The organism is Halorubrum halophilum, from assembly GCF_000739595.1.
In the GTDB taxonomy this organism is placed as follows: domain Archaea; phylum Halobacteriota; class Halobacteria; order Halobacteriales; family Haloferacaceae; genus Halorubrum; species Halorubrum halophilum.
Genome location: NZ_BBJP01000050.1, coordinates 1 through 23446 on the forward strand (window position 1 = coordinate 1; position 23446 = coordinate 23446).

Sequence of the window (23446 nt, forward strand, 5' to 3'; positions counted from 1 at the left end):
TGTGTGGAGTGGGAAGGCGAAGGACTGGGGCAAGCACGGTAATCTTGACCTGCACTCGTGGGCGTTCGACCGGTTCAGCGACCTACTCGAATACAAAGCCGAGATGGAAGGTATCACGGTCGAGCAAGTGTCTGAGCGGGATACCTCGAAATCGTGTTCGTGCTGTGGCCGGAAGCATGAAGCCAACCGTGTTGAACGCGGACTGTCTGTCTGCGATGAGTGCGGTACAGTAGCGAACGCAGATGTGAACGGCGCTGAGAACATTCGGCAGAAAGTATCTCCAAGTCCCGCCACGGATGGCGGTGATAGGAGTAACGGCTGGTTGGCACAGCCATCGACGTTCCTGTTTGACAAGGAAACTGGTGCGTTCGCACCTCAAGAACGGGTTACGTCGTAAACCACACTATCCCAACCCAGCGGTGCGGTGCCGTGGGAATCCTCGCGCTTCAGCGCGGGGAGGATGTCAATGACGCGATCTACGATTTCTCCGACGCTCACGGCTGCGTTCGGCTCCGCTTCCTCGAGGACCGAGAGGATAGCTGACGTAACAGACGAAGATGTCATGCTCACCGAGCAATTAAGCTCATTGTGCTAAAAGCTTGCTGAGCAAATTTGTGAGTGGATCGCTAAACGTGATACTCGACCACCAGTCGTCGACAAAGAGGATGCGACACCAACAATCCAGGTAGCCCGGGGCAGTTGGACAAAGCGGCGGCCACTTTGGGCTACAGCCCTACCGGCTGGTGCCGTCAGAACAACACGTACACCGCTCTCGAACGCTTTGCTCGGCGGCACGACCGCACGTTCGTCGTTCCGCAGCGGGTCTACTCGTCACCCTTTCTCGCTTCGTCCAACTCGAGCAAGCCGATCTCTCCAACGCCGATCTTTCCAGTGCTGACCTCTCTGGCGCTGACCTCGACAGTGCTGATATCTCCGGTGCGCGCCTCCCTTGACATCCGGCTGTCGTTGGCGCGAACTCGCGTGTCAGGGTCATTTATGTGCCGGAATGGGTGCGGTCGTGTTCCTTCGACCGTGATTTCATGACTGAGCGACCATCTGGTGACGAACCAGCGACGACTGACGAATCGACCGCTCCCACTCCTGCGGGAGCCGAGCCACCGGACGGCTTTGCCGTCGAGTTCACGCCGGAGCGTGAGCCCCGACGTCGAGTGCGGTATGAACCACGGACGGATGCCGACGGCTGGTGGCGCATCACTCACGAGTGGACCGGCTGTACGTGGCGGATCATCGGCCGTGAACCGCTCACTGACGCCTGCTGTACTGGGGTGAATCATGCGTAAGGAGCCGGACGAGACGCCCCCCAGCGTGGCGGCGTTGTTCGATCTCTTGTCGCACCGACGGCGCCGATTCATCCTCTTGGTCGTCGCCGGCGCTCCCGAGACGGGGATTCAGCTGCGGACCATCTCGGAGACGCTGTATGCCGTCGAACACGACGTGACGCCGACTAACGCCGCAACTCGGTCGGTGACCGAGGTTCAAACAAACATCAAACAGAGCCATCTCGACAGCTTACGTGATACTGGGTGTCTCACACTGGACGCCGCTGATCGGCTCCATCCGGGGCCGATGTTACCGCGTGCACTTGCGGTGATCGTCGTCGGCATGCTCGGCGTTCAGGACTGAATCAGCTTCGGCCGGACGCCTGCTGTCTGGTGTGTGCGCCGTGTGCTTCGTGGCCGTTCATGAGCTCGGACCCGGTCGCGTCGAGCCATGTGGGCCCGCGTTCGCTCCGGGACGGCTGCTCGATATCGACGACAGATCTAACTGACAGCCCGATCGGTGATCGGAGGGTGAGACTCGGCGCGTCTCACCCTGATAGCTGTGGGGTTGTATCGTCTCGGAGATGCTGGCCCGTCGACATCGGGGGCTAGATACCGCCTCAGATCGGTTTCGGTGAGCGTGCGGAGTGTGTGGTGTGGCTGTTTCTTGAAGGACCGATCTGGGTGCCCAGACGGGCCCACCGCAGACGGGAGTCGAGACGAACCGGCTACGGCCGTGGGTTGACCCCGAAGTGGTTCACAGCAATTTGGTCCGGTTCGTTCTCGTAATACCCGTATCCCTCAGCATAGCACGGTGACTCAGCGGGTATACAATCCCGGAGTGATCGAACGTGTCGAAACCGGACTGTCTACCGAAAAAGAGGTATTAATTGCTTGTTAGCAGTATGGTATCGGGGTCCGTCGCAGTCGCGGGTTGCCGTCGCATTACACGTACTGATGAGGTGTGCTTGGCAGTCGACGCAATCAACTCATAACAATAACACCTGAGTAAAAAGACGGAGAGGAGATGGACGATAGTTCGAGAGCACGTATCACCGAGGGCAACCCGTCTCCGCAGATCGGTCTCGAACCGATCTGCCCACTGCTGAGATGGGGCGGTACGAACCGCCTCAAACAGGGGTTCCAGTCCGCACCGTCGACCACCCGGCGGCGGGCCCTTCCGAGAACGATCGAGCGTAACCGATGAGGTCAGACGAAGAGTCGGTTAACGTCTTACAGCTCGTAACAACGCCGCGACCGTTTTTCCGGCAGCAGGTAGAGGTACTTGAGCAGAGCGGCGTGTCGTCGACCGTCGTTCGCGTTCCGCCTGCGGACGGGCGCCGGTTGGGACACGAGTACGCGGTGTTCTACGGACAGATCCTCTCGAAACTGGCGACCGGAACGTACGATTTAGTCCATGCGAACTTCGGGCTCACACTCCCGTTTGCACTCGCTCAACCGATTCGACCAGTTGTTGTCTCCCTTTGGGGAACCGATGTCTTCGGCGAGTACGGGTGGGTCACGGACCGATTCGTCCGGTGGACCGACGCCGTCATCGTCATGTCCGAGGAGATGAACGACGCAGTGGACGTGGAGGCGAACGTTATCCCGCACGGTATCGACTTTGATCTGTTCGAGCCGATGCCGCGGATGGAGGCCAGACGCGAAGTGGGCTGGGACGCCGATTTGAAACACGTTCTCTTTCCATACGATCCGGACCGACATGTCAAGAACTTCCCGCGTGCGGAGCGAATCGTCACTGAGGTGGCTGGTCAGGTGGACGAGGACGTAGCGATACAGCCCGTCTACAACATCCCACACGAACGAGTTCCACTCTATATCAACGCCGCAGACGCGTTTCTCATGACGTCGAAGTGGGAGGGGTCGCCTAACGCCATCCGCGAGGCGCTCGCGTGTAACCTACCCATCGTTTCCACGGATGTCGGCGACGTCGCTGAACGTCTCAACAGTGTCTCTTATTCGCACGTCTGTGAGAGCGATCAGGAGTTGGTGAACGCGCTTGTTTCGGTTCTTGCCGCCGGCGAACGGTCAGACGGCCGGCAGTCGGGGAACATATCGAGCCTCACCAACATGCGGGAACGCATTCTGGATGTCTATGAGTCTGCCGGCGTGCAGTGTCCCGATATTGACCAATACGCACGCTCCGAGAACCAATAACTAGGGCGTAACAAAGTGTGGGTCCACGGTAGTACCGCAGCAGAAATGGGTCGAGTCGTATCCGACAGCGACGGTTCCTCAGATGTGATCTATTCGGATGTCCCGTAGGCAACGCCGGCGCGGGGCTCCTCGACCGAAGATCGTTCTCATACTCGGGTTCGTACTGCTCACGATCGGGCTCCTCGCAGCGTACGTCGAACCGGCCTCGGGGTACGAACTGTCACCGTACGCCTCGACGCCGATACCCTTCTGGGCTTGCACGGCGCTGAGTGGTTTCGTCTCGCTGGTCGTCGCGTTCGATCGCGACCGATCGCCGCGCCTGCGGACGATAGCGCTCCTGCTCGCCGTCGGTGTCTTCGTTGCGGTCATCTCGATACCCGTCATTAGAAACTACCAGTTCTTCGGTCCGGCGGACTCGCTGACCCACCTCGGTTGGATACGCGACTTCCGTACCGGGGCCTTGCAACCCTTCGACATTCTCTATCCGGCAACGCACGTCATCGCGCTCTTGTTCGGCGAAGTTGGCGGTATAGAACTTCCGCGGGCGGGAAAGCTGACCGTCGTCGTCTACTTCGTGGTGTACCTCCTGTTTCTCCCGCTTTGTGTCGGTTACCTCTCGGATAGCGACTGGGCGATCCCGTTCGGTCTCTTCGCCGCGGCCCTCCTCTTGCCTGTCAACAACGTGAGCGTCTTCCGGATGATGCATCCGACGACGCAGGCCATTCTCTTCTTCCCGCTCGTGCTCTTCGTGACGTTCCGATATCTCAGGGCACCCCCTGACGCCGAGTGGCTCCCCTTCTCCGCCAGCTCGTGGAGCGTGCTCCTGTACGTCGTGATGGCGTCCCTCCTCTTCGTCCACCCACAGCAGGCCGCGAACCTCCTCGTCGTGTTCGTGACCATTTCGGTCGTACAGACGATATACAGGGCTGCCGGTGATCGGCTCGGCGACTACGATATCGTCACGGAGCGGCTCGCCTACTTCCCTGCCATCTTCCTCGCTGTCCTCTTCGGACTGTGGGTGCCACAACACGGACGCGCGACCGGACCGGGAAGTATCATCATCGACCGAGTCATCCAGTTCGTCACCGGAACCAGTGAATCACCGGTCGATGGTGCCGCACAGCGCGGGAGGTCGCTAGGCGATATCGGTGGCAGCATCGAGGAACTCTTCGTGAAACTGTTTCTCGTGACGCTTCTGTTCTTCATCGCCGCTGGACTGTTGATGCTACTCAGTTATGTTGGCCGCATCGACTGGAAAGACGTGGACAAACGAGCCGTCATCAAGTACCTCTCGATATCGTTTTCGGCTCTCACGGCGATATTCGCGGTGTACTTCCTGTCGAGCGTGACGACGCAGCACTACCGACAGCTCGGACTCCTCGCGATGGTCGCGTCAATACTCGGCGCGGTTATGCTGTCGGACGGCTTGACCGCGCTCGCCGATCGGTTCTCCGTCCGGTCGGTCGTCGGGATCGCCGGTCCCCTCCTCGCGGTCATGTTACTTCTATCGGCCGCCTCAGTGTATCAGTCGCCCTATATCTATCAGGAGTCGGCCCACATCACGGAGATGGAACTGACGGGGTACGAGACCGCTATCGACCACCGAAGCGACGAGGTAATCTTCACAAAAATCCGCGGCGGGACGTCACGCTACTCTGATGCGGTGTACGGCCGCAACGGGAGCGAACAGATGGATATCAACCGAGCTGATGAGCCGATTCCGGAGGGGGTATTCAACCGGGGAAACATGACGACGTACTACGACGATCCGCACTATCTTGTCGTTCTGCCACGTGATTACGACCGTGAAGTCGTCGTCTACAAAGGGTTCCGGTTTACCAGTCGTGGATTCGATCAGCTCGACGAGCTATCCGGCGTGAGCAAACTCATCTCCAACAAGGGCTTCCAGCTCTACTACATCGAACCGGCGAACGAAACGGAGACGGTAGGCCCCAACGACGCCGTCTCCGGGCCTGAACGGCCGACGTTCTCGGTACCGTCGCCGACTCGATAGCGGGGCGCGGTCGTCGCGACGTTATTGCTCCGTGACGGTCAGCCGGTGGTACACTTCGGCGTCGGCGTTCGACCGTATTGGCGTTTCCGGCGGCTCTCCCTCGTACACGAGGTAGACGACGCGGATTCGCTCACCGGTAAACGTCGGACTCAGATCGTGTGAACGCTGCCATCGTTGATCCGCCGCGACGGTTCTGTTGAACGTGTCGAGCCGTCGTTCGGCGATCACCGTTCCGTCCGAGTTCTGTTGCTGTAACTTCGCGACCACCGTGTAGTCAACGCTCCGGTCGTGATGGTTGTCCACCACGAAGACAAACTCTTCAGTCTGTTCTAGGGTTATCTCGTTCGGGAGGTTTCCCGCGACGAGCGTGTTGTCGTCGCTCGTTCCGTACAGAGAAGCGGTTGAGTAGGATTCGCCGTCGTTGGGGACAGTCAGAACGAACCCAGTGGTGAGGACGGCGACTAGAATGGAGATGCCGAGGGCGGCGTTGAGTATCGATTCCCGCCGCGTTCGTCCGGAGAGACTCTCTCCAATAGCCGACGCTGCCCCGCCAAACGACGGCGCGTAGCGGTCACTGACGGGCATTCGGAGTCGGCGCACCGTCCCGACGGCGGTGGCGACGCAGACGAAGAGCGCAACGGTTACCACTCCCGTCTCGGCTGTGATCGTTCCGGCTACGGCCGACGTAAGCAGTCCCAACAGCGGGAGTAGTGCGACGCTGGTGCCTACGGAGAGGACGAATCGTATGGTCGGCGAGAGCCGAACCGGATCCTCGCCCATCAGAGATGTGGTCAGATTCCTCGGGACGCGTCGGCTGAGAACGTTCGGACCGTTTCCGCCTTCCTCAGGGAATAGGGCGGTCACAAGAGCGTATCCGGGTAGGACTAAGAGCATGGGAAGTGCGATAGCGACTCTGATACCGGATCCCGGATCGAGGGTGACCGCCGCGGCCAGAACGACGATCGCGGCCAGCGAGGCCCATACGTCGTCGGAAATGTCCCGAATCATCCGCCGATCGTCCGAAGTCGACCGTCGCGACGTTTTCCTGATATCGTCATGCCGACCGTGAATGAAACGTATGTGAGTGTTCGCATGTGTGTCGTGTTTTGTTTTCGGTGGGGTCATCCGCTCGCGTTTTTTCATTCGTTCAAGACGACCGCTGCGAGCTTCTACTTCGAGTCTACTTCGAGTGTAGAACCGATACCGTATAATTAGGAGCTACCTTTTTCGACGGTACGACCTCCAAAACGGACAATTCACCGCTGTGGATTGCGTCTCGAACCAGACTCATTAATTATCGAATATATAACAATACTCGCCTCTCACAACCCGATAGACGGCACGATCGCGAAATGCACACGAGATATCGATCCGGAACCATTCGTGTATACCCTTCTCACAACAGAGTCTCCACGGAGAGTGCTTGAGCATGCGCGTCGCCTACACGATCCAGCATCCTGCACACGTACACCTGTTCAGGAACTCGATCCGAGAGCTCGTCGAATCGGACGACAGCGTGTTCGTGTTTGTCAGGGAGAACGATGTCGCGACGGACCTTCTTGACGGTTACGGCATCAAATACAACCGACTGGCGCCGGAAACGGAGTCCTTCGCGGGACTCGCCGTCGCGCAAACCCTCTACGAGCTGCGTCTCCTCCGCAACTGTCGACAGATCGACCCAGACGTCATCGTCGGGATGGGCGAACCAGGTGTGTCACACGTCTCGACGCTGTTGGGGACGAACGGGCTGATATTCACGGATACGGAGGATGCGACGATACAGAACATGCTTGCGTTCCCGCTCGCTGATCGGATCTGTACCCCCGATTGCTACCGAGACGACCTCGGGGAGAAGCAGTGGAGGTATCCGGGGTACCACGAGCTGGCGTACCTGCATCCCGACCGGTTTACGCCAGATCCATCGGTGTTCGACGACACGGACGTCGACCCCAACGAGAAGTACGTGGTGCTTCGCCTCGTCGCTTGGAACGCCCTTCACGACATCGGCAGCGCCGGATTCAATGAGCTTGAAGCAGTCATCGAGCGGCTCGAATCGACGGGTACCCGCGTCATCATCACGTCCGAAGGTGAGCTCCCGGACCGATTCGATGACTATCTGATGCCGACGGCGCCAGAAGAGGTCCACCATGTGCTACATTTCGCGGACCTATTTATCGGAGAGAGTGCGACGATGGCGGCCGAATCGGCTGTTCTCGGCACACCGGCAGTCTTCGTGAGCCAGCTCCGTCGGGGATACATCGACGAGCTGGCCGACGAGTACGGGCTCGTCTTCCAGTTCAATGGCGACGACCGTCAGTCGCGCGGGCTGTCCAAGGCGGTGTCGATACTCGACGGATACGCGGTCGACACGTGGCGACGCCGACGCGAGGAACTGCTCGCGGACAAGGTCGACACCACGTCCGTCATCGTCGAACAGATCCGCGAGATGGCGTCTCGTAACTGACCGGCATCAGCTGGTTCCTCGGCGTCCGTCGAAAAAGCCGTCTGTTCCCAAATGTGGACCTCTGATACCCTAACGAATCTATAACAATACGTCGCCGGTGTCAGTCTTAGTCAATTAATATGGCTCAAAACGAAGCGAGGGTGTTATCGGAAGTAGATGTCGAACGCTCGACCGGGACGATATGCGTGGCGGGTCTCGGGTACGTCGGGCTCTCGGTGGCGGCGGCGTTCGACAGGGCGGGTTGGGACGTGGTGGGATACGACATCAGCGAGTCGACCGTCGATCGCCTGCAGCGCGGTAACCCGTCTTCGAACGTCGTCTCCGGACGGGAGCTCTCTGAGCTCGACGTCCACTTCACCACGGACCCCGGGTTCGCCTCGGGAGCCGAGTTCGTCATCATCGCCGTGCCGACTCCGACGGACGATCGGGAGAGACCGAACCTCGACTACGTGAAGTCGGCTGGCGAGACGATCGGCGAGAACCTCTCTCCGGGGACGACGGTCGTCCTCGAGTCGACGGTGTTCCCGGGAGCGACGCGCGAGGTGCTTATTCCGGCGCTCGAACGGGCCTCGGGATTCACCGCGGGCGAGGAGTTCGACGTCGGATACTCGCCGGAGCGTATCTCACCGGGCGATCAGAACAGCGGCATCAAGGACGTCGTGAAGGTCGTTAGCGGGCAGAACGAGGAGGTGCGGGAACGCGTCAGACGGTTGTACAGCGATGTCACCGACGCCGGCGTTCACACCGCGCCCAGCATCGAAGTGGCCGAGATGACGAAGGTGTTCGAGAACGTCCAGCGCGACGTGAATATCGCCCTCGTAAACGAACTGGCGGTCGCCTGCGACCACCTAGGAATGGAGACCGACGACGTACTCGAGGCCGCCGGGACGAAGTGGAACTTCCACGAGTACTCCCCGGGGCTCGTCGGCGGTCACTGCATCCCGGTCGATCCCGCGCATTACGCTCACAGCTCCGAGGTCGCCGGATTCTCCCCGCAGGTCGTCAACACGGCCCGCGACATGAACGAGTTCATGACGGAGTTCGTCTCGGAACTGACGATTCGCGGGCTCAACGACTGCGGGAAGGTACCGAAAGAGAGCCGGCTGCTGATACTCGGCCTCTCGTACAAGGCCAACGTGGACGACGTCCGAAACACGAAGGTGGACGACCTCATCTCGGAGATGCGACGGTACGACATCTCGATCGCCGGGTACGACCCGCAAGTCGACGACGGAGTGTTGCGATCCGAGTTCGACGTTCCCATCTGCGAGGAGCTCTCGTTCGACGGCATCGACGGAGTCATTCTCGCGACGGGTCACGACGAGTTCCGATCCCTGTCCCTCGAAGACGCCCGTTCGGAGATGAACGAAACACCGCTCTTAGTCGACATCGAGGACATATTCGACGCCGAGGACGCGGAGCGTAACGGATTCGTCTACAAGCAGCTGTGAGGTAGTCGCCCCGACCCACCGTCGATCTGTGCCGTCGGCTCGCTTCCGTCCCCCGCCGCGGGTGGGTATATCGAGGAACGAGACAGACCTAGCGGCGCGCGTCAGTCGTCAACGTGCCGTCGAGCTCATGCCGTGAGGTTCCGGTATATCTGTTCGAAGTTGTCCCTGACGGTCCAGTTAGTGACCAGTTCGAGGATCCACGCCAGCGCGACGAACACGACGACGCCGGCCGGGATGAGGACTACGAGATTCACTAGCGGACTGAACGGGGAGACCGTTCCGAGGTACCAGATGGTGAGGCCCATCGTAACGCTCGCGATGAACGGGTACACGAACTCGTAGTAGATTTCACCCATCGGGAGGTCGATGGAACGAGACATCACGTAGATGTCGAGCGGCATCATCGGGAAGACGTAGATGCCGGTCACGGTGAGCGCCGTTCCGACGATGCCGAGCGTGTTGGTCATCGGGTAGATGAAGATGGCGATCAGAACCACACGGAGCGCGGACAGTTTCGTAACGTAGTCCGGACGGCCGATGGCTTCCCAGATCGGACCGAACGTCTTGCCGAGCGCGCGGAAAAGCCCGTAGAATGCGAGGACTTGCATGGCTGGCACGGCGGGCGTCCACTCCTCGCCGAAGACTGCCACGACGAAGTCGGGCGCGATGGCGGCGATGCCGATCGCGGAAGGGAAAGAGACGAGCGCGGTGACGCGGAGCGTCTTCAGGAACGCACCTCGGAGGACCTCCTCATCGGTCTGTAGCTTCGAGTACGCCGGAAGCATGACGCGAGTGATCACCTGAGACAGCTCGGTCGCCGGAGCGTTGGAAAACCGATAGGTGTACTGGTAGTACGCTAGCGCCGTCGGCGTGAGCAACCACCCGACGAAGGCGTCGTCACCCTCGCCATAGATAAAAAAGAGGATCGACGAACCCGTGACCCACTTCCCGTAGTTGACGAGGTCCTTGGCGACGTCGAGGTCGAACGACGGGAACGGCCGGTACCCGTGGATCACGTACGAGAGGACCAACTTGACGACGTCTGCCGCGAGAAACCCGAAGACGAACGCCCACGCGGTCGGATTGACCAGCGCGTATCCGACGCCGACGAGGAACTGAGCGGAATCGCCGCCGATCTTGTAGGCGAACTCTTTGTGAAACTCGAGGTTCTTCTGAAAGTAGACGATGCCGGGGTTCCGGAACCCGAGGAGGAGCGGCGAAAGCCCGATGACACGGATTATTTCGACTGCCCGGGGCTCGTCAAAGAACCATTCTCCCACGGGCGGGGCGATCGCGAAGAGGAGGGAGGCGATGAGAACGCCCCGCCCGACCTCCAGCATCCACGTCGTGTTGAGGTGGCTGTCGACGTTCTCCTCGGTCTTCTGGATGAGTGCCTTATTCAACCCGATGTTGGTGAACTTCTTGGTCGCACTCAGCGTCAACAGCGCGATACCGACGAGGCCGAGCTCGGCCGGGCCGACGAGCCGGGCGAGAACCGCGAGCATCCCCAACTGGAGCAGTCGGCCGACGATGTTCTGCCCCATCAGCCACCCCGCGCTTTTCACGGTCCGTTCGGCGATCGTCCCCTCCGGTTTCAGCCCCTTGATCCGGACGAGAAGGCGTTCGAGTAGACTCATTGGATCCGCTCCGAACGAGATGTCGGACTGTGCAGTGATGCATCGATATTCGACGACCTCGAACGCCCCATTTTACCGGAACAAGCGTTGTTCAGCACTATGTAATTGCTCTCCTAATCTCCGATGTCGTCGAAAGAAACTCTCGACCGGCTCGACACCGGTGCGTCCTCTGTCCGGCCGCGAAGTCCTCTGCGGGGCGATCACTGGTAACTGGGTCCGTCCGTGTGGACAGCACGGTCGAAGGCCAAGACGAGCAGAACCGACACCGCGGCGACGATATACATCACTACTGCGCCGACCATGCCCCTCGGTTCGTCAGCATCGCCCAGACGAGTCGAAAACGGAAGGAGTTGGACCGTTCCGGCTGTCGCGGTCGCGCCAGCGAAGGCAGCCAACAATCCTATTGGGTGACCCTTTGCGGGAGGATACTTGACCCGGAGCCGCCACAGAAAGTTCCGCAGTAGCATCTGCGAGACGTTGACGATGTACTCCTCGTACTGGATGTGGCTGTCCTCCTCGTCGTATACAGCCGGAAGCGGAACGTCGGCGATATCCGCTCCGGCGATATTGAGCCTCACGAGGAGGTCGTTCAAGTAGCCGTAGTACTCGTACATCTCCTCGACGGAGACGCGTTCGAGAACGTCGGTTCGAACCGCGGTGTACCCGTTCTGCGGATCTGTGACCTCCCAGTAGCCGCTCGCCACTCGCGTTAGGAGCGTCAGTATGGAGTTTCCGAACAGTCTGAATTGGGGCATCTCGCGGCTGTGTTCGTCGTTCGACAGTCTATCTCCTTTCGTGTAGTCGGCTTCCCCGGCGACGATCGGATCGAGGAACCGCGAAAGCTGGGTAGGATCCATCTGCCCGTCGGCGTCTATCGTCGCGACGATGGCGGTATCATCCTCCAGTGCAAACTGATACCCGGTCTTTATTGCCCCACCGGCACCGAGGTTCTCCTCGTGATGGATCGCGACGGTCCGCCCGATGGCGTAGAATTCGTCCACATTCTCGGCGAGTTCATCGCTTTCGAGATGCAGCTCGCTGATGCTCGGTAGGCCGTTGTCACGGCGGTCGGCGTCGGATGACGCGTCTGTTGCTTCGGCTTCCGCCGCAGTGCGGATCGCCTCCGGTGTCTCGTCGTCCGAACAGTCTTCAACGACGTACACGCGATCCACGTACTCCGGGATGTCGCGGATGACATCGCCGACGAAGTCCGCCTCGTTGTATGCCGGGATGATAACGCCGACAGGGTGGGATTCGTACATGCTAGGTGCCCGTTGCAGCTGGTCTGAAGCGCAGATGGCTACGGGGACGGCTAGGCCGAGCCATCGGCCGACGCTAGCCGATCGTAGCGTCGCACTCCGGATCGCTTTCTCTCGGTCGCCGTCGGCGGACCGCAGTGTATCGATCCGGCCTCACGTATTCCCAGAGCGAGTGGAGGACTTTGTTATGAGTATCTTAGCAAATCATCCGGGTGCCGGACTTCGTTATGGGTATCGTAAACAGCCTCGGGCGCGGTGGCCCGAGACTTTTCTAATTTCCTCAGCCGTGCGCTAGCACTCCCTGCTCGGCAAGCGAGCGGGATGAGGGTGGGCGGCTTACACGCCCCGACCCGGACAGACGCACCAACCGAACCTGCGGTTGGGTTTTGTGAGTCCGGTAATTCGTATTGTTACCGTTGAGTTTCGCCTTCTCGCGCCATGCGATGTTCACCGACGCGTTCCGGTCGGCGTGGTCTTGCACCACGTCGCACTCGTCGTTCGTACACCGGAACCGCCGGCCCTTGACGACTGCCCCGCTCACCACAGCACGAACACGTCTTCGAGTTGTAGTAACCCTCTACGGTATCCGTCGGAATCCCCCGCCACGTCGCCTTGTACGAAACGAACTTCTCGAACTTGTGGAACGGCAGTTTGTGCAATCGGCGGTTCATATACGACCCGTACTTGATTTCGTCGCGGATACCGCTCATATCCTCGAACACGATAACCGGATTCGAAAACTGTTCTGCGAACTCCACGACAGCACGGGAGAGACGATGCAACACCCACTTGGTGAACCTCTCTTCCTTGTCACCGAGTTTCCGGTGGATACTCGGCTTCCCGTGTTCCTGACAGCGTTTCGTGATCGTGTGGTAGCGTTGACGTTCCTGTTTGACTCGTCCATAATCGAGGACGAGCGTACCCTTCGTCCGCATCATCTCGCGGTCGAGAGCGGTGAGCGAGACATTGCGCTCGTTGATGTCCACGCCAACCACAGTATCGGCGGTATCAGATGCTTGGACTGTGGGTCTCCGAGATCGGTTCGAGAAGTGCTTCAAGAAGTTCGTCACCGTCGTACCGGACTATCTCGGAACGGGAGTCGAAATTAAACGTATCAATTGTACCGAATTTGGGAAGGTGGCTATGGTGTAGGGCGATTGCGAGTTTGTCACGCTCGTCTGGTGTCGGATCCTGCCTTTGGAGGTGACTAACCAAGTCGCTGATCGATACGTGATCTGTCTCAGTTTCTTGGAGGAAATAGATAATACACCGTCGCTCGTACTGGTCTAATAGTGCGAATCGTTGATTTATTTCTTCCGTGGTGTATTCACCCATGCTCTCGCCTCACCTGCGACATTTGCTCCCATTGTCATATAATTATTGGTTGATTGAAGTTTCTGAAGAATAGTCAGGAGTCGCTCTACTGGCGGGTGAGAGAGTCAAACGCGAGTGATCCCCGACTGAAATGCCGAGAGGTGTTCTCTTTTTGTGAAACGAGGACATTTTGATGCTGACTACACGGTCTGTATCTCGCACAGTGTTCTTGATACCTGTTGAGCAGTTCAACCAGCAAAGGGGTACGTGAGTCCCCTGTACTGATCGGAACCATGTCAAAATGTATCACTTACCAAATTGACATCCTCCCCGCGCTGAAGCGCGAGGCTTCCTCCTCGAACTTCCGTAATTCCATCATCCGGTATCCTCTGTGCATCGACACGTCCCCTCTACATCGAGCGTATACACGTTCCGCGTCCGTTCGGCAACTTGGTCCCAGTCGAACGCTTGGATCATTTCCCGGTTCCGCTGTCCCATCTCTTGGAGCTGCTCGCGATCATCTATCGCCTTTCGGAGCGCAATCTGGAGTCCTGCAGAGTCTTTCGGATCGTACAGGTGCCCTCCGTCGGAGCCGATCAGTCCGGGAAGACATCCCAGCATCGGCGCCACGACGGCGCGCTCGAACGTCATCGCCAGTACCGCGCTACCGGAGGTGAGTATCGAGTCGAAGGGAAGTGCCACCGCATCCGCAGCGTGCATGTACAGCTGAATGTCGTCATTAGGGACGTACTCGAGGACCGTGTGTACTCGATCAGCACCGGTACTAGCCTCTTCAACGCGGTTTTCCACGTCTTCGTTCAACGGATTCCCGACAACGAGGAGTCGCGCGTCCCCAGAAACGTGCTTGAACGTCTCGATCAGCGTTGGGACGTTCTTGTAGGGTCGGATCAACCCAAAGAAGGCTACAACGGGCACGTCGGGTGGAAGATCGAGTCGAGCACGGGCTGTCGACTGCGAGATATTATTCTCGTAGACGCCCAAGAAGTGTCCGTGGGGAACGACGCGAACGCGGTTCGCGACTCGGTCGGGAAGTCGGTACGTCTCTTCGACGGATTCGATCGCCTCCTCACAGTGAACGACGATCCTATCGGCGAGACGTGCAACTGCGTGTCTGACCGCGAGTTCGCTACGCGGGGTAGCTCGTTCGTGGTCGAGGAGGTTGTGGACGGTCCAGACAATCCGGACTCCGAGTGCTCGCAACAGGACGAGTTCGAAAATAAGCCTCACACCGAGCAGTACAGCAATTACAGCAGGAAACCGGCGGTTGGTGGTGACGAAGCGGTCCAACCAGTGAATGTGGAAGACATCCGGCACCCCATGACGACGAACGCCCACGAGGAGCGGAAACGCCCAACCACCATCCGTCGCCGTGACTTCGACACCTCGGTTCTCTAACGCCGCGATCAGTTCGGACTGATACGGGTTCGAACCTCTGTAATCCGGGCACATCAACACCGAGATTCGGTCGTCGTCGGGATCAATCATGCCACCGTCCGGTCGTGCTCTCCAACGTCATACGGCAGACGAGACTGACCACGGATATTGTTATGAAGTTTTGAATAGGCAGCAATCGACGTTTTGCCCCGGAATCCGCGAAACGAGTTTCGGACTCGTCGGCAGGCCGAGAAATGGGTGGAGCGGATCGGGTGAATACATCTCGTTTAAGATGTGTTTACTCTTGCCCGGGCGGTCCGGAATTCCTGTATGAAGTTCCAACACGAACGCATCGACGATGACCCTCCCTGCGGTCGGCTCACGTTCTGCCTCACGTCCGATCTTACCGGAAACGGGCGACCCGACGTGATCGTCGGCGGAATGGGCGCGAAGAAGGAGGTGAACGTACTCGGGAAACGGATCATACTCCGGTATCTGCCGGTCGTCGGAAGTGCGATTAAGCATCTAGAATCCAATATATTCTGGTACGAGAACCCTGGTTGGGAGCGCCATGAGGTCGCACGGATACCCGAGCTCTCGGTCGGCGGATCGATCGGTGACCTCGACGGCGACGGGACGCCCGAACTCGTGGTCGGACAGAACGGTGAGACCGATCTCTACTGGTTCGATATTCCGTCGAACCCGCGACACACATGGTCCCGTCACTTGATTACCGACGAGTTCCGGAAGTACCATGACACGGAGATCGCCGACGTCGACGACGATGGCGAGCCGGAAGTCGTCATTCTCTCACAACAGAGCGAGACAGTCTGCTACTACGACGTTCCGGAAGACCCCACTGTCTCTCCCTGGCCCGACGATCACCGACACATGATCGCCGAGAACCTGAGCGTCGAAGGCGTTGCGGTGACCGACCTGGACGACGACGGGACTACCGAACTCGTCGCCGGACCGAACGTGTTTCGTCGGAACGGGTCCGCCGACGACTGGGACCGCGAACGCCTCGGTGATGACTGGCAGTGGACGCGGGTCGGTATCGCAGACCTCGACGGTGACGGCGACAGAGAGATCGTCTTAACTGAGGGTGACTTACCGTACCAAGGCGATCGACGAGGGCGTGTGGGCGTGTTCGACCCGCCGGACTGGTCCCTGACGACGCTCGACGACGACCTGTTCAATCCACACACAATCCAGATTGAGGACTTCGACGGCGACGGCCGACCGGACCTGCTCGTCGCCGAGATGGGTCTGGAGGGCACAGAGGACCCGAGGATGTTCGTCTACCGGAACACCGGCATGGGATTCGAGCGCGTCAAGATCAGTAGGGGGATCGCGACTCACGAGGCAAAGACAGCCGACCTCACTGGTGACGGTTCGCTCGACGTTGTCGGAAAATCGTACGGGCCCGACTGTCACGTTGATGCTTGGTACCGTCGAGATTGAGTATCGAAATCGTCCGGAGATTACGGAAAATTGGCTCTGTTGAAATCCTATTCTTCAGATATATTCTCGCCTGAAACAGCCGGTCGATGAAAACTGCTTACTTACCACCTGATTCTCTGTAGACGTAGATAGAATCAATGCATAGGTAGATTTTGACTCCCTCAGAAACGATTATGCTTCTGACCCGAGCGTGGGCGTTCGGTCCATGCGATTGTTCATCCATTCACCAATGAATCCACCAATTACTCCAATTACCATAATGACAACCGTCATAATACCTAAGGTGGCCACACCTGCTCCAACTGAGGAGATAACCATCAGCCAAGAGTCTCCGACAGCATCCACGAGGATTGAATGTCCCCACCAGTCAACGACTGTTACTCCACTCTGCCAGAGGATAATCGGGATACCCCCAGTTAGCCCGGTTACTACGCCTGCATGGGTTCCTTTGATTGGCTGTGACTGGTATAGATACCCTGAAATTATGGATGCAATGAACACTGGCGTTGCTGAAACCGGGTCAGGCGTGAGTACCCAATTAATCCCGAAAGTAAATGGAATCGAAGCGATTCCGAGGAGGACCGCTGTGCGAAACTGTCCGTAATTTATGTTCTTACGGAATCTGCTGAGCGGGGTCATATCTGTTCATTAATAATTTCATTCTGTATATAAATCTGTTTCCCCCCTTACGGGAAATGTCATCGTGCTAAATGGGGTGTCCTTCACCTGTACTGACCGCGACTGGGTGAGAATATATCACTTGCTGAGGATTTCAACAGAGCCGGAAAATTCGAAGCGAAAGCCTCGTCCTTCAGGGCGTGGGGCGAATCCGACAACTCCTACCCGGTCTACAGAGAACAAGGAGAGAGCCCACGACTTCAGTCATGGGAAGGGGTCAATTCCAGCTATCGGTTGACTGTGTCAGCGTTGTCAGATTCACTCCCGGCGTAAACGCCGGGATTCTCTCCTCGTAGAAAGATAGATTGTCTCGGATCGGTTTCAAGGCGAGTCAGTCGGTCCCGAACAACGGCGTCAGAGCTGTTAAGACGATATTAACTCATATCCAGAGCCACGGATTCGGCCCAATTGGGACACTATGGGCCGATATAGAACTGTTGATTCAGTCAACTGTATATCTTATTCATATGTAATCTTATGATATTCACATAAGATAGAACATTAAATTAACGGCATGTTTATCACCGCTAATGTTTTATTAATATCTGCATGGCACGCAAGCTGGTAAGCGAGGACGGCGATAGCGACAGGTATAGCGATACCGAAGAATCGGGCGGAGAAAACGGTGACCCTGGGGCCACTGGTGGATTGCTGAACAGACGGGAGTACGTAAAACTTGGCGCGGCGGCGGCGGGTGGAATTTTCGTGTCTTCGGGGTTGGGGTCGGCCTCGGTAGAGCGGCACGGGATACAGTTCGATCGCGTCCTCAACGCGGTCGACGATCTCGGGCTCGACAACTCCGGTGGGCGAGCGATCGATTCGGCGCTTCTCGACAGTTTAGAGGACGGAACGCTCATCGAGTTCCCCGACGGTCGATACACGATCGAGGATACACTCATCGGCACGAACCTATCGAACGTCGGCCTCGTGGCCGCTGAAGGAGCTCGGCCGACGCTCGTCCCTGCCGCTCCCACGAGCGACCTCTTAGATGACGAGTATCTGATCGTCTTCCGGGGGTCGGACATCCTGTTCGGTGGGTTCGATCTGGATTTCACCCGCGGTTCGGACTACGGCGGACGCGTCCATCTCATCGCCGAGAGCGGGGATGTCTCCGTGTTCGATGTCACTACGAAGGGGCAGCTGCCCGGGAACGTCGACGGCTACCGCGTGGAGGCGCGCACGAAGGACGGCGTTGCGACGCTAGACAACGTCAACATGCGTGACGGCGCGGTCGAAGGACGGTCGGCGACCGGAATATTCGTCGGCCCGCCACATGCGGGCGAGATCCACATTCGCAACTGCGACATCTGGCACTTCCCCAGCAAAGGCATCTACGCGTCCAATCCCGCTCACCCCGATGTCGGAAAGGGTGGAACCGTCCATGTGGACGGTGGACTATACAAGAACAACAACGACTGTGACATCCGCGTCGGCAGCGCCGGTTCCACGGTCAAAAACATCGTCTCGGTCAAGCAGGACACTCGTCAGGGCGAGACCGTCACGTGGAAGAATCCGATTCCACGGCGGCACTGGGACGGGCGAACCGACATCGTCCAGACCCGGTCGATCCGTCTCAAGTACGGCCAAGACGTCCTCATCGAGGGCTGCGAGTTCGTTCACGACATCGGCCAAGGCGCCGGAGCCATTACGAGCGAAGGCTCGCACGGAGGCGGAACGACGATTCGCGACTGCCGCATCTCGGTGAACGACGCCGAGGTCTATCCGATTCTGCTGAAGAACGGAAGCGGTGACGGATTCGAGATCGAGAACGTGTCGATCACGGGGACGAGCGGGCGCGGCGCCGCCATCCGCGTCGAAGACGGCCGCGACGGCACCACCGTCCGGAACAGTTGTATCAATCTCACGGGGGCGGGCGAATGCGGCGTCGAGATCATCGGCTCGAACGACTGCGTCGTGGCCGACTCGAACATCAAAGTCGACGGCGAAGCCGTCAAGTACAGGAACGCGAGCGTCGAGACGAGCGGCCTCACCTACACGGACAGCTGTCCACTCCCCGATGCGACGGACTACGATGCACCTCCCAGTGGGGATTCCTCGGAAGACGACACGACGGAGAAGACGCTCTCGGACACGTGTACGATCCGCGCAACGGACGGTACCGTGGACTACTCGGTCACCGCGAGCGACAGTATTGTCGACGGATCGGACGGGAAGACCGTCGATTCCTCGGTCGCGAACACCGTTTCGGGAACCATCACTGACGGCGACGAGCAGTGGTTCTGGTTCGGCGGCGAGATTCAGAGTCTCGAACTCAGTGCGGACGCCACCTTCTTCATCAACGGTGAGGAGGTCGATCCCGCTCAGTTCGACGACGCGACTGACGGCGGCGATTCCTCGGGAGACGACACGACCGACGACGGAGACTCCTCGGGAAACGACACGACGGAGAAGACGCTGTCGAACACGTGTACGCTCCGAGCGACCGACGGTACAGTGGAGTACTCGATCACCGCAAGCGATGGCATCGTCGACGGATCGAACGGGAGCACTGTTGACTCTTCGGTCGCGAACACGATCTCTGGAACTCTCGCCGACGGTGCCGGTGACTGGTTCTGGTTCGGTGGCGAGATCCAGAGTCTCGAACTCAGCGCGGACGCCACCTTCTTCATCAACGGCGAGGAGGTTGACACCGATCAGTTCGAAGACACGGCCGACGACGAGACTGCCTCGGAAGACGGTACGACCAAAGAGGAAGACGGCACGACAGAAAAGACGCTGTCGGACACTTCTACGCTCCGCGCGACCGGTGGCGCTGTAGACTACACCATCACTGTGAGCGACGGTATCGTCGACGGATCGGACGGAAAAACCGTCGATTCCTCGGTCTCGAACACGATCTCCGGAACTCTCGCCGACGGTGCCGGTGACTGGTTCTGGTTCAGTGGTGAGATCCAGAGTCTCGAACTCAGCGCGGACGCCACCTTCTTCATCAACGGCGAGGAGGTCGACACCGCCCTGTTCGATGGTTCGCTCCCTAACGTTCTCAAGGTCGATGGGAAGGTCGCCGATGGGGGCGCGGAGTACACCATCGAAGTGACCGACGAACTCGTTCGCGATGACAACGCCAGTACAGTTCCCGAACAAGGCCACGAGTGGGACGAACGCGAGGACACCGTCAACGGTAGCGAAGTCGTCGGCTCGGTGTGGGACGGCATCGACGTCTACCAGTTCTCCGGCGATCTGACCCAACTGAACATCGACGGAAACGCACAGGTGAACTTCGAGTAAGCGCTGAATAACTATTTGCGTTCTATTCGACGCGTATCGTATGCCTGGCGTTTGTTTAGACGTGCATCCAGGAGGGAAGGTGCCGCGTCACTCCCTCAATTCACTTTTACATCTCGATACCTACGCGCACGAGACGATCAGCGCGGATCGCGAGCGCTTTCTCGGATACACGCACTACCCCGGATACCCCATTGTCACCCTCGAAACGGAGGAGTATATCGTGTACTTCGAAGGGTACTGCTACGACGACGGCGACGTGCGCGAGCGGTTGCGCTCGCTGGCACCTGCGTTGTTCGATCTGACGGCGGACGACGTTGCCCAGTTCGTTCGGGAAACGGACGGAGAGTTCCTCGTGGTCGGCATCGACCGCCAGAGTGGACGCGTCGCCGTGGTCAACGACGCCTTCGGGCGACTTCCAGTCTACTGTGACGACCATGCCGACGGGTTCGTCCTCTCGCGAGAACCGCGGTTCGTCATCGGCAACGGAGAGAACAACGAGTTCGACCGTATGGGCCTCGCACAGAGTCTGCTATTCGGCTACACGCTGGGAGATCGGACGCTGTGGGAGGACATCGAGCGACTCGCCGGCGGAACGCATGTCGTTGTCAACAGCGATGGCGAATCCGAGCGCACCCGCCATTACGAGTTTGACTTCAGCGAGAAGCGACACACCGACAAATCCGTCGAGGAGAATGCTCGAAATCTCGCGGAGCTCTTCACCGATGCCTGTGACCGCAGAACCCGCCCGGGAGGGCAAACCCTCCTCTCGCTCAGCGGGGGGCTAGATTCTCGCGCCGTCGCCGGCGGCTTCCGTGCGCGGGACATCTCGTTCGTCGCAGCGACGTTCATGCACGACGATGGGAGCACGAGCGACGATGTCGAGATCGCTCGTCAGGTCGCGGACGCGGCGGAGTTCGACTGGAAGACGTATACGCTGGAACCATTCGGAGAGGCCGAGGTGAACCAACTTCTCCGGATGAAAGAGGGATTGAACCCTGTCCAGATGGGATTCATTCTCCAGTTCTTCGAGCGTCTGCTCGAGGAACACGGTCACGGCACAACGTACGTAACGGGTGATGGCGGCGACAAGGCGATTCCCGACCTGAGCCCGAGCGCCGACATCCGTTCGCTCGAGGAGTTCGTCTCGTACGTCTGCTCGAAGAATGCCATCTTCGACCCGGCGACGGTCGAGGAGCTGACCGGCGTCGAGGAGCAGGCACTCAGGGAGGAGATCGCCGCCGTCACCTCGGCGTATCCCGAGTCGGAGTGGAACAACCTGTACGTTCACTTCCTCGTCGCCGAGCGGGGGCAAAACTGGCTATTCGAAGGGGAGGACCGCAACCGCGGGTACCTCTGGAGCACGAGCCCGTTCTACGGGCTACGGTTCTTCGAGTACGCGATGAACGTCCCCGCGTCCCAGAAGTCCGGCTACCGTCTCTACCGGTATTTCCTGGACGAGCTGTGGCCGGCGGCCACCGGCATCGAGCACGCTGACTTCGGGTTCGCGCTCGACTCGCCGGTGTACTACGCCGTGCAGCAGGGGCTCGATCTGATAGACGGTTATCCACGTCTCGAACGGATCGTCGAAACGATTCACGACGGCGGGAGCTCGCGTTCCGAGGACGATGTCGCCGGTCATCTCCTCTCGCGCCGACTGTCAGACCGAGCCGTCGAGCGATACTTTTCGCCGACTGTCGTCGAGGATATCGCAAACGACCGCGCCGCCTACAACTCGAAGCAGGCGTTCACGCTCCTCACCTTAGCTTCGGAGGTGGCTCGCCTCGGGTCGACCGAACGGGTGGTGGACGCCTGATGACTGTCTCCCACTCCGTTGCTCACGCCGGTCCGGATATCGGCACCCCTAGGACAACACTCACTGCCGGTGAGAGAAACGTACGGCCGTACCCGACGCACGACCGAGACAGTAGATGAACGCGGATCGCACCGACGGGCTCGTCAGCGTCGTCCTTCCGACGTACGGCCGTCCGGAGTTCCTTGTCGATGCCGTCGAGTCGGTCGATAGCCAGAGCTACGGTCCAATCGAAATCGTCGTCGTCGATGATCACTCGCCGGACCCGATCGAACCCCGACTTGAAGACGTCTCAGTCGGGGAGAATCGGACGCTACGCTGCATCCGCCACGAGGAAAACCGGGGGGCCAGCGCGGCCCGGAGTACCGGAATCGAGGCGTCGGAAGGCGAGTTTATCGCGTTCCTCGACGACGACGACTACTGGCTGCCGAGCAAGGTCGAAAGGCAGGTCAAGGCGTTCGAGCGTGCCGGCTCGGACGTCGGCGTCGTCTACACGGGACAGCAGTTCGTCGTCGACGGCGAGGTGACGAGCGTCTCCCGCCCGACGCTTGAAGGCGACGTTACCAAGGACATACTCTGTGGGGCGACTATGTCGACCTTCTCCGCGATAATGGTGCGGTCGGAGGTGTACGAGACAGTCGGCGGTCCCGACGAGCGGTTCCCCTGCTGGCAGGACCGCGAGTGGCTCCTTCGCCTCTCCACGGAGTACGATTTCGCGGTTGTCTCCGAGTCCGTGGTCGTCCGACGATCGACGGATCACGAACAGATCAGCGACGACTTCGAAACCAAGCGCGACACCGCGTACCCGCTGTTCTTGGAGACGTTTCGACCGTTAGCGGCGACGTACGGCCAGAAGTACGAACGGCGACTCGTCGCTTCCCAGTCGCTAGAACTTGGAAAATCGGCAGTTAGACACGGCTACGCGCGGGACGCTCGGAAGTACCTGCTTCGGTCAATTCGGTATCATCCGACGGAGGTTTCAGCGTATCTGTACTTCATCGTCGCACTCGGCGGTAAATCGACGATTGAACCGGCGCGGGCGGTGTACCGCTCGGTCAACCAGCTCAGAGAGTGACTGACCCCTCGGGTTACGGCGCAATTAGCTGTGTTACCACTTTTGTAACTAAGCTACGACGACTGTTTCGAACAAGTATGGTGGTTCGAACGGGCTCGTTCGGAGACCGTCTGCAGGAGAGCGACACATGTACCGGATCTACCACGGTTCCGACCGTGACGGATCAGCACGCGCCTCC

Annotated in this window: 17 protein-coding genes and 1 pseudogene; 11 read left to right on the top strand and 7 right to left on the bottom strand. The window is 59.1% G+C overall.

Annotated elements, in window-relative coordinates:
• The 5 genes from ACP96_RS18025 to ACP96_RS13835 form a co-directional block, all read left to right on the top strand.
• On the top strand, positions 1-397 hold a 397-nt coding region (locus ACP96_RS18025), incomplete at its 5' end, for a zinc ribbon domain-containing protein (protein WP_154020477.1).
• A gap of 346 nt (positions 398-743) precedes the next feature.
• Entirely contained in the window at positions 744-953 is a 210-nt protein-coding gene (locus tag ACP96_RS19935; RefSeq protein WP_237561669.1) for a pentapeptide repeat-containing protein, read from the top strand.
• A gap of 340 nt (positions 954-1293) precedes the next feature.
• Complete coding sequence (locus tag ACP96_RS13825; RefSeq protein WP_050033745.1) at positions 1294-1644, top strand: DUF7344 domain-containing protein; 351 nt, start codon at positions 1294-1296, stop codon at positions 1642-1644.
• Positions 1645-2483: 839 nt separating this feature from the next.
• Positions 2484-3458, top strand: coding sequence for a glycosyltransferase (locus ACP96_RS13830; protein WP_050033746.1), 975 nt, complete (start codon positions 2484-2486; stop codon positions 3456-3458).
• A 97-nt stretch (positions 3459-3555) separates the two neighbouring features.
• Positions 3556-5472, top strand: coding sequence for a hypothetical protein (locus ACP96_RS13835; RefSeq protein ID WP_050033747.1), 1917 nt, complete (start codon positions 3556-3558; stop codon positions 5470-5472).
• A gap of 21 nt (positions 5473-5493) precedes the next feature.
• On the opposite strand, the gene ACP96_RS13840 is transcribed toward ACP96_RS13835, so the two are convergent.
• A complete protein-coding gene (locus tag ACP96_RS13840) occupies positions 5494-6480 on the bottom strand; it encodes a DUF1616 domain-containing protein (RefSeq protein WP_161785364.1) in 987 nt (328 codons plus the stop codon).
• A 421-nt stretch (positions 6481-6901) separates the two neighbouring features.
• Between ACP96_RS13840 and ACP96_RS13845 the strand changes: the two genes are divergently transcribed.
• Both ACP96_RS13845 and ACP96_RS13850 read left to right on the top strand, forming a co-directional pair.
• Positions 6902-7936: a DUF354 domain-containing protein gene (locus tag ACP96_RS13845; protein WP_050033749.1), complete on the top strand. Its 1035-nt coding sequence runs from the start codon at positions 6902-6904 to the stop codon at positions 7934-7936.
• A gap of 185 nt (positions 7937-8121) precedes the next feature.
• Entirely contained in the window at positions 8122-9387 is a 1266-nt protein-coding gene (locus ACP96_RS13850) for a nucleotide sugar dehydrogenase (RefSeq protein ID WP_237561670.1), read from the top strand.
• A gap of 125 nt (positions 9388-9512) precedes the next feature.
• Here the strand turns inward: ACP96_RS13850 and ACP96_RS13855 are convergent, their stop codons facing one another.
• The 5 genes and pseudogenes from ACP96_RS13855 to ACP96_RS13870 all read right to left on the bottom strand — a co-directional run bounded on the left by ACP96_RS13855 (position 9513) and on the right by ACP96_RS13870 (position 15103).
• Positions 9513-11024 (bottom strand): lipopolysaccharide biosynthesis protein, encoded by a 1512-nt coding sequence (locus ACP96_RS13855; protein ID WP_050033751.1) that lies wholly within the window; start codon positions 11022-11024, stop codon positions 9513-9515.
• 200 nt (positions 11025-11224) lie between these two features.
• Entirely contained in the window at positions 11225-12286 is a 1062-nt protein-coding gene (locus ACP96_RS13860; RefSeq protein ID WP_050033752.1) for a glycosyltransferase family 2 protein, read from the bottom strand.
• Positions 12287-12563: 277 nt separating this feature from the next.
• A pseudogene (locus tag ACP96_RS13865) lies at positions 12564-13299 on the bottom strand (RNA-guided endonuclease TnpB family protein); the annotation flags it as partial.
• Positions 13292-13618 carry a DUF7344 domain-containing protein gene (locus ACP96_RS20045; RefSeq protein WP_449272142.1) on the bottom strand — a complete coding sequence of 109 codons (327 nt, stop codon included), beginning with the start codon at positions 13616-13618 and terminating at the stop codon, positions 13292-13294. The pseudogene ACP96_RS13865 and the gene ACP96_RS20045, both read right to left, overlap by 8 nt.
• Before the next feature lie 354 nt (positions 13619-13972).
• Entirely contained in the window at positions 13973-15103 is a 1131-nt protein-coding gene (locus ACP96_RS13870; RefSeq protein WP_050033753.1) for a glycosyltransferase family 4 protein, read from the bottom strand.
• A gap of 219 nt (positions 15104-15322) precedes the next feature.
• Between ACP96_RS13870 and ACP96_RS13875 the strand changes: the two genes are divergently transcribed.
• Entirely contained in the window at positions 15323-16456 is a 1134-nt protein-coding gene (locus ACP96_RS13875) for an FG-GAP repeat domain-containing protein (RefSeq protein WP_050033754.1), read from the top strand.
• A gap of 171 nt (positions 16457-16627) precedes the next feature.
• Here ACP96_RS13875 and ACP96_RS18035 read toward each other — a convergent pair whose 3' ends face one another.
• Entirely contained in the window at positions 16628-17095 is a 468-nt protein-coding gene (locus ACP96_RS18035) for a DUF5518 domain-containing protein (RefSeq protein WP_082222565.1), read from the bottom strand.
• 744 nt (positions 17096-17839) lie between these two features.
• Here ACP96_RS18035 and ACP96_RS13880 point away from each other — a divergent pair.
• From ACP96_RS13880 to ACP96_RS13890, 3 genes are all read left to right on the top strand, one after another.
• Positions 17840-20383 carry a hypothetical protein gene (locus ACP96_RS13880; RefSeq protein ID WP_154020478.1) on the top strand — a complete coding sequence of 848 codons (2544 nt, stop codon included), beginning with the start codon at positions 17840-17842 and terminating at the stop codon, positions 20381-20383.
• 40 nt (positions 20384-20423) lie between these two features.
• Positions 20424-22196 (top strand): asparagine synthase-related protein, encoded by a 1773-nt coding sequence (locus ACP96_RS13885; RefSeq protein WP_082222566.1) that lies wholly within the window; start codon positions 20424-20426, stop codon positions 22194-22196.
• 115 nt (positions 22197-22311) lie between these two features.
• Positions 22312-23268, top strand: a complete 957-nt coding sequence (locus tag ACP96_RS13890) for a glycosyltransferase family 2 protein (protein WP_050033757.1) — start codon at positions 22312-22314, stop codon at positions 23266-23268.
• Positions 23269-23446: the final 178 nt, after the last annotated feature.

Coding starts and splice junctions, on each gene's coding strand:
- ACP96_RS20045 (WP_449272142.1), bottom strand. CDS start 13,618: ATGGGTGAATACACCACGGAAGAAATAAATCAACGATTCGCACTATTA.
- ACP96_RS13870 (WP_050033753.1), bottom strand. CDS start 15,103: ATGATTGATCCCGACGACGACCGAATCTCGGTGTTGATGTGCCCGGAT.
- ACP96_RS13840 (WP_161785364.1), bottom strand. CDS start 6,480: ATGATTCGGGACATTTCCGACGACGTATGGGCCTCGCTGGCCGCGATC.
- ACP96_RS13855 (WP_050033751.1), bottom strand. CDS start 11,024: ATGAGTCTACTCGAACGCCTTCTCGTCCGGATCAAGGGGCTGAAACCG.
- ACP96_RS13885 (WP_082222566.1), top strand. CDS start 20,424: ATGCCTGGCGTTTGTTTAGACGTGCATCCAGGAGGGAAGGTGCCGCGT.
- ACP96_RS13830 (WP_050033746.1), top strand. CDS start 2,484: ATGAGGTCAGACGAAGAGTCGGTTAACGTCTTACAGCTCGTAACAACG.
- ACP96_RS13845 (WP_050033749.1), top strand. CDS start 6,902: ATGCGCGTCGCCTACACGATCCAGCATCCTGCACACGTACACCTGTTC.
- ACP96_RS13890 (WP_050033757.1), top strand. CDS start 22,312: ATGAACGCGGATCGCACCGACGGGCTCGTCAGCGTCGTCCTTCCGACG.
- ACP96_RS13825 (WP_050033745.1), top strand. CDS start 1,294: ATGCGTAAGGAGCCGGACGAGACGCCCCCCAGCGTGGCGGCGTTGTTC.
- ACP96_RS13875 (WP_050033754.1), top strand. CDS start 15,323: ATGAAGTTCCAACACGAACGCATCGACGATGACCCTCCCTGCGGTCGG.
- ACP96_RS13835 (WP_050033747.1), top strand. CDS start 3,556: ATGTCCCGTAGGCAACGCCGGCGCGGGGCTCCTCGACCGAAGATCGTT.
- ACP96_RS18035 (WP_082222565.1), bottom strand. CDS start 17,095: ATGACCCCGCTCAGCAGATTCCGTAAGAACATAAATTACGGACAGTTT.
- ACP96_RS13860 (WP_050033752.1), bottom strand. CDS start 12,286: ATGTACGAATCCCACCCTGTCGGCGTTATCATCCCGGCATACAACGAG.